This is a genomic window from Phyllobacterium sp. P5_D12 (genome assembly GCF_054049495.1).
Genome location: NZ_JBFUMG010001191.1, coordinates 1 through 540, shown reverse-complemented (window position 1 = coordinate 540; position 540 = coordinate 1). Strand labels below are relative to the sequence as shown.

Sequence of the window (540 nt, the reverse complement as noted above, 5' to 3'; positions counted from 1 at the left end):
CGGCGCAGCTTCGCACTGGTTCCGGCATCAAACTCGGCCTTTTCCTTGGCGGCCATTTCGCGGCCGATGAAATCGTTCTTGGAGAGCTTGATGAAGCGATCCATCGAACCTTCATACGGACCGTAGATTGGACGCAATTCGCGGAACCATGTGGGGAAATTTTTCTCCAGCCGCATGGCGAGCAATGCGCGCATGCCAAAATCCACGATGTTGTATTCGGCGCCCGCCTCCTTGATCGTCTTGTACACAAGGCGCTGGTAAGCAGGCTCCATCCAGATCTCATAGCCGAGGTCGCCAGTGTAGGAGATGCGATTGACCTTGCACGGTGCTCCACCGACAGTCATCTCGCGGAAATCCATGAAGCGGAAACCCGCGTTTGAAACGTCCTCGTCGACGAGTTTAGTAAGGAGATCGCGTGCTCTGGGACCGGCAATCGCCAGACCCACCAGCGTCTGATCGAAACGATGGATGCGAACCGAACCGTCCCTCGGCTGCTGCTTCTGGAACCAGCGCATGTGATAGCGCTGCGCGGCGGACGAT

1 pseudogene is annotated in these 540 nt (G+C 57.2%); it reads right to left on the bottom strand.

The window, feature by feature from the left end:
* A pseudogene (locus ACXJ5O_RS29445) lies at positions 1-540 on the bottom strand (glycine cleavage system protein T); the annotation flags it as partial.